The organism is Brochothrix sp., assembly GCF_017549435.1.
Classification (GTDB): Bacteria; Bacillota; Bacilli; order Lactobacillales; family Listeriaceae; genus Brochothrix; species Brochothrix thermosphacta.
The window spans coordinates 1-4,858 of the sequence record NZ_JAFYUW010000068.1 but is presented as its reverse complement, the minus strand read 5'-3'; the positions used below and the strand labels follow the sequence as shown (position 1 = coordinate 4,858).

The 4,858-nt window shown below is 38.2% G+C and carries 5 protein-coding genes; 1 reads left to right on the top strand and 4 read right to left on the bottom strand.

The genetic code is table 11. The annotated features are described in order from the left end of the window. Nucleotides 1-203: 203 nt before the first annotated feature. A complete protein-coding gene (locus IKV95_RS04605; RefSeq protein WP_287451448.1) occupies nt 204-1,364 on the bottom strand; it encodes an MFS transporter in 1,161 nt (386 codons plus the stop codon). Between the two features lie 232 nt (nt 1,365-1,596). On the opposite strand from IKV95_RS04605, the gene IKV95_RS04600 reads away from it, so the two are divergent. After that, nucleotides 1,597-2,043: an Lrp/AsnC family transcriptional regulator gene (locus tag IKV95_RS04600; protein ID WP_287451447.1), complete on the top strand. Its 447-nt coding sequence runs from the start codon at nt 1,597-1,599 to the stop codon at nt 2,041-2,043. Nucleotides 2,044-2,065: 22 nt separating this feature from the next. Here the strand turns inward: IKV95_RS04600 and IKV95_RS04595 are convergent, their stop codons facing one another. The 3 genes from IKV95_RS04595 to IKV95_RS04585 form a co-directional block, all read right to left on the bottom strand. Then, nucleotides 2,066-2,983 carry an NAD(P)/FAD-dependent oxidoreductase gene (locus IKV95_RS04595; RefSeq protein WP_069126384.1) on the bottom strand — a complete coding sequence of 306 codons (918 nt, stop codon included), beginning with the start codon at nt 2,981-2,983 and terminating at the stop codon, nt 2,066-2,068. Nucleotides 2,984-3,108: 125 nt separating this feature from the next. Continuing rightward, nucleotides 3,109-3,501: an RrF2 family transcriptional regulator gene (locus IKV95_RS04590; RefSeq protein WP_029091395.1), complete on the bottom strand. Its 393-nt coding sequence runs from the start codon at nt 3,499-3,501 to the stop codon at nt 3,109-3,111. Between the two features lie 101 nt (nt 3,502-3,602). Continuing rightward, nucleotides 3,603-4,616, bottom strand: coding sequence for an NADP-dependent oxidoreductase (locus IKV95_RS04585; RefSeq protein WP_287451446.1), 1,014 nt, complete (start codon nt 4,614-4,616; stop codon nt 3,603-3,605). Nucleotides 4,617-4,858 lie beyond the last annotated feature (242 nt).

Here is a 4,858-nt window from a genome sequence, read left to right as displayed (position 1 = left end):
TGATAAGCGTCCCCCCTCACATAATTACAGTATAACTTTTCTAAAAGCAAAATCAAAGGTGCCTGCCTTATACAAGACTAACGACACCTTTGACTTCTATTTTAATCCTTCTTGCTGTTTTATTCTACTACCTATCTGTTCAAGGAGTGAACACTTCCAAACAATTATTATGCTGTTTTAATCTTAATAAGATGCCCCTATTTTCACTTAGAAAAACCGGCTTTAGAGGCTGCGCCAGAAACAACCAATGCCCCTAATATAAGTACCAACATTACCCATGCAAAAGAAGCAGCGCCATAGTCATTTAACAACAACGCACCAATAATCCCAGCAATACCAATTCCTGAATTCCATGCTGTGACTAGCATGGACTGTGCCACATTAGCCGATGCTTGACCAACATCAGCAATCGCTGTTTGTAGTAATGTCGGTGCGACACCAAAAGTTAATCCCCATAATCCCATTGAAATCCCAATTAGTATAGGTGTTGTCGTATACAACCCAAATAAAAGTGCGGCCAAAGCAAAGATAGTTAATGAACTCAACACCAATATTCGTAAATGTCGATCGATTAATACCCCCACTAAAAACAAGCCTACGATTGTAGTCACACCAAAAATAAAGAGCATCACATCTACACGTGCTTCCAGTCCACCTAAAGTGAGATAAGGCCCAATATAGCTGTAAAGGATATTATGCGCAAGCATCCAAGTAAAGGTAACAAATAGAACACTCCGCACGCCCGGCAATAATAAAACTTGTTTTAACGTCGTACGTTGTCCGACGGGTTGTCCCTCAAAATTAGGCATGTTAAGACTCATCCATATCAATAAACCAGCTGCTATAACTGATATAGCAGCAAAGATAAATCGCCAGCCTACTAAATTACCAAAAAAGGTACCTATTGGGACGCCTAATGCTAACGCTAGTGGCGTTCCCATCATCGCCACAGCCATCGCGCGTCCCTTTAATTCATAAGGGACTAAACGTCGTGCATAAATGGCAACAATCCCCCACAAAACACCCGCTACAACACCCACTAAAAAGCGTGCGATTAATAACACGGTATAATTTGTAGCGATAGCTGTAATGCTATTAAAAAGTAAAAAACCAGCGATACAAGCTAATAATAGTGGTTTACGAGACCAAGTTTGTGTTAATGCTGTTAATGGCATTGCCGTAAGAACTGATCCTATCGCAAAGACTGTGATAAGTTGACCTACTCTTCCTTCCGATATAGCTAGACTATCGCTCATAGGCAATAATAAGCCCGCTGGTAATGTCTCTGTTAAAATACAAATAAAACCTGATAATGCCAAAGCCAATAATGGCGCCCAAGGTAAATGTTGTTGCTTTTCTCCCATAATAAAACCCCTCTTCTTTTGTATCAATGATTGACGATTCGAAAATCACATCATCTATCCATTATACGAGGGAAAAAGCTAGTTAAGAATCGCTTTTTAACGGAGTTTCATTTAATAAACCGTTAAATACAAAGTATTTTTATCAAAAAACCTTTAATCTCTAAAACAGTAATTTAATGGTGTATCATGCTATACTTACGGTATTTTAAACCTAAGGAGTGAAACGTCCACTATGGATACTATTGATAAAGAAATACTAAAACACTTACAAACAGACGCTCGTCTTTCAATGACAGCCATTGGGAAACGCGTTAATTTATCACAACCCGCTGTAACCGAGCGTATTAAACGTTTAGAAGAACAAGCAATCATTGATTCTTACCAAGCTGTCATCAACCATGAAAAAATTGGCAAACCACTCGTGGCATTTATTATGTTCCGCACATACAGTTGCGATAACTTTTTGGCATTTTGTGAAACCTGCCCAGAAATTAGTGAATGTCATCGTATTAGTGGTGAATATAACTATTTAATAAAGGCTGTGGTGAGTGAAACAAAAGCGATAGAACGATTGGAAAATGAGTTGATTCCATTCGGATGTGCCTCAACACTTGTATCATTATCCTCACCGATTCCTTCCAAAATTTCACTACCTGAAGATGCGTTTTTAAAACATTAAAAGATACATCTTAACTCTTTATTTATAGACTTTTTTGATATTTAGCACTGATTGAATCCATATTAACTGCCGTAGCCACTAGATTACCATCTGCTGCTGCAAGCATCAATGAACTGGACTTTAATGTTCTGTATTCACCAGCAACATAAAGATGAGGGATTGTTGTTCGTCCTTGATCATCTGTAATAATTTGTTGGTTATTATCAAAATCACACCCAAGTTCTTCAGCAAAAGTAACCGAACGTTCATAGTCAGGCACAACAAAACCACCTTGGCGCTCAATGCTACGTCCTGTTGTAAAAGTTATCGCTTCTAACATCCCCTCTTTGCCTATTAAACTAGCAATTGGCGTGGTCTCAATTTCTATACCCTGCCTTTCAAACAAATCGTTAGTTTCATTTGATACAGGCTGTCCATTAGTAGCGATAATTAAATCATTTGTCCAATTACTCACTAACTGTCCAAGATGACGAATAGTGCCTTCATTCTCTGCAATCACAACAAGTGCTTTATCTCGCAAAGGGTAAGCATCACAGTAGGGGCAACTGAATAAAGAACGCCCATAATATTGTTTGATCGGTAATTTCATCGAAAAACGTTCTTGAATACCAGTTGCCAATACCACACGTTCTGCTAAACAACGTCCACCTGCAGTGGTTTCAATCAAAAACTGATGAGCCATGGTCTGTTTCAGCTCTATAACTGTTTCAGAAACCACCCTCACATTCTCGTAGGCGTCAACATCTTGACGTGCCTTATCACGCAACTCGCTTGGCGTAATACCATCACGTGTTAAAAAGCCATGTGATTTTTGTGTCACACGGTTACGATTGGTACTATTATCAAACACGACGACTTTTTTTAATGATATACCCAAATAGAGCGCTGCACTTAAGCCAGCCGCGCCACCACCAATAATTGCAACTTCAAATTTCTCCATTCTATTCACTCTCGCTTTCTTATCGTGGATATTAAAGACTCTTATTATCCATGATTAGCATAAAAGAAAAAAGCGCACGCGTCAACCATTGTCGCTTTTCTTAGTCACACCTTTAGAACCAGAAATTATTTTATTTGATGGGCAACATCGATAATTCGTTTTTGTTTAAGCTGCCGTTCCATTTCAGTCTCTGCTTCAAGCATCACTTGATGTACCAAACAATGTTCACCATGCTGTGGATCACATTCAAATAATGATGCTTTCCCTTCAATTGCTTGAATCACATCGAGAAAAGAGACATCATTTTTATTTGCAGCTAAACTATAACCACCCTGTGCGCCAGAACTTGAAAGAACTAATCCTTCTTTTACTAACTTTGCTAATATTTTTGATAAGTACGTCGTTGATACACTTAATTCAGTCGCTAAGCTTTGCACCCCAATACTTGTTTTCTCTGTTTTATTTGCTAAGGAGAGCATGGCATGTAATGCATAGTTTGTCGCTTTCGAATACTTCATTGTTCATCCCTCTTTCTTACATCATTTCGCATAACTCCAGTATAGAACAAAATTGTCGTTATTTATAGTGAGGGGACTAGCTACATCTCAAAATGCTAACTTCACGAAAGATGCCCCTTTACTGTAATAACGACTTTTCCTTTCGTCTTACCAGCCTCAACATAATCCAACGCAGCCTGTGTCTCTTCAAAAGTGAAAATTTTATCTATAATAGGTTTGATGACACCTTTTTCTATCAAATGAGTAATTTTTTCCAATTGAATACCGTCGGCACGTTTCATAAAATAGTGATAGCTCACCTCATGTTTCTTCGCTAATGAGTGCACTTTGCGTGCATTAATTGCAAGCGCTAACTGAATCGCTTGTGGCAACTCTTCTCTTTTAGCAAAAGCTTTATCAGGTATGCCTGCAATTGAAACGATTTTTCCTTTTGGCTTGAGAATTGAAAAAGCCTTGATAAGATCATCGCCACCTCGTGTATCAAATACACCATCATAATTAGTTAATTGTTTGCTAAAATCAGTTGTTTGATAATCGATAAAAAGGTCAGGATGTAATGAATTTATTAATTCGCGCCCACGTGGGCTACCTGTTGTTGCCACATAAGCACCTAAGTGTTTTGCGATTGGAATCGCAACGACACCCACACCACCAGCACCCCCTGGAATAAAGATTTTTTGACCGGGTTGAACATCCAACCATTCAGTTAAAGCTTGATAAGCCGTTAAAGCTGTCAGTGGTAATGAAGCGGCTTCTGTAAAGCTGAGATTACTTGGTTTCAAAGCCGCGTATTGTTCTCCAACGACAAAATACTCTGCAAAACTGCCCCAACGGTCGGCACTCGCTGCTCCATAAACCGCATCACCCACTTTAAAACGTGTCACCTCTGCGCCAATCTTCGTAACAATACCAGCAAAATCATTGCCTAATGTTAAGGGTAATTTTTTAGGACGCACAGCTTTTAATGCACCATCACGTAATTTGTAATCAACGGGGTTCACGCTAGCCGCATAGACTTCGATTAAAATATCATGAGCGCCAACAGCAGGTATTTTTACCTCTGTTAAAATAACTTTTTCATCTTTGCAATATTGACTAATTTGCATTGCTTTCATTCCGCTTCACTCCTATCAATTTATCGTGATTAAAGCTTTTAATTTCTACAATGCTAAGTGTAAAACAAGTAGGGATTGAACGCAAAAATAAGAACTTCATTCAAAATAATACATAATGAGATAAATGACTATAGTATTTTGACGATTTTAAAATTTTTTATTACATTCATTTAATTAATGATAATGTTAAATTAACAGCGTTATCGATTAGCAATCGATTGATACCTGATTTCAACAATACC

Bases quoted from the DNA above. Each gene is read 5' to 3' on its own strand.
- IKV95_RS04605 (WP_287451448.1), bottom strand. From the start codon at position 1,364: ATGGGAGAAAAGCAACAACATTTACCTTGGGCGCCATTATTGGCTTTG.
- IKV95_RS04600 (WP_287451447.1), top strand. From the start codon at position 1,597: ATGGATACTATTGATAAAGAAATACTAAAACACTTACAAACAGACGCT.
- IKV95_RS04595 (WP_069126384.1), bottom strand. From the start codon at position 2,983: ATGGAGAAATTTGAAGTTGCAATTATTGGTGGTGGCGCGGCTGGCTTA.
- IKV95_RS04590 (WP_029091395.1), bottom strand. From the start codon at position 3,501: ATGAAGTATTCGAAAGCGACAAACTATGCATTACATGCCATGCTCTCC.
- IKV95_RS04585 (WP_287451446.1), bottom strand. From the start codon at position 4,616: ATGAAAGCAATGCAAATTAGTCAATATTGCAAAGATGAAAAAGTTATT.